Source organism: Mesorhizobium sp. M1A.F.Ca.IN.020.06.1.1 (assembly GCF_004023265.1).
Classification (GTDB): domain Bacteria; phylum Pseudomonadota; class Alphaproteobacteria; order Rhizobiales; family Rhizobiaceae; genus Mesorhizobium.
The window spans coordinates 1-877 of record NZ_RZSR01001493.1; the positions used below are offsets into that span (position 1 = coordinate 1).

Annotated in this window: 1 protein-coding gene; it reads left to right on the forward strand. The window is 63.2% G+C overall.

Going from position 1 to position 877, the window contains the following annotated elements; genetic code table 11:
- Positions 1-308 precede the first annotated feature (308 nt).
- Positions 309-821, forward strand: a complete 513-nt coding sequence (gene ruvC / locus EOA60_RS35095; protein ID WP_067001770.1) for a crossover junction endodeoxyribonuclease RuvC — start codon at positions 309-311, stop codon at positions 819-821.
- Positions 822-877 lie beyond the last annotated feature (56 nt).

Genomic DNA, 877 nt, shown 5'->3' on the forward strand with positions numbered 1-877 from the left:
CTACGGCGGCGCCATGAACGACACGCCGGCCGCCACCCGCCGCGCCAACCCGGTCTCCGATCAGATCAGCTTGCTGAACACGGCCTTCGCCCGCGGCTAACAGGCTGCTCCGCACGCTCTGATGGCCATCTGGCGCCGTTTTTTGCGCGTCCGGTCCTCGCGTACCAAAGCACGCTCCGCACCGGTTCTTGAAAACGCCGCCATATGACTCATCGGACCGAATTCTGAAGCACCCCGCCCTGCACAGGCTGTTTCTGGTTTGTTCACAATTCACTGGCATCGCCATGCGCCGCGGTTAGACTTGGCGCATGGGGGAAGCGATTCGCATCATCGGCATCGATCCGGGCCTGAGGCGCACCGGCTGGGGCATCGTCGAGAGCCTCGGCAATTCGCTGCGCTTCGTCGCCTCCGGCACCGTGCGTTCCGACGACAAGGCGCCGCTCGCAACAAGGCTCTGCCAATTGCATGATGGGCTCGCCGAGGTGCTGCACCAGGCCATGCCGCACGAGGCGGCGATCGAGCAGACCTTCGTCAACAAGGATGCCACAGCGACGCTGAAGCTCGGCCAGGCGCGCGGCATCGCCATGCTGGTGCCGGCGCGCGCCGGGCTGGCGGTCGCGGAATACGCGCCCAACGCGGTCAAGAAGGCGGTGATCGGCGTCGGTCACGGCGAGAAGAAGCAGATCCATATGATGGTGAAAGTGTTGATGCCGAAAGCGGTGTTCGAGACCGACGATGCCGCCGATGCCCTGGCCATCGCCATATGTCATGCGCATCACCGTCAAAGCGTCGCCTACCGAATGGCGGCGCTGGCCGGGTAGTGTTCTTGACTTGTTCTCATTTGCGCACTAAGTAATACCTTCGGAGTATTACCATG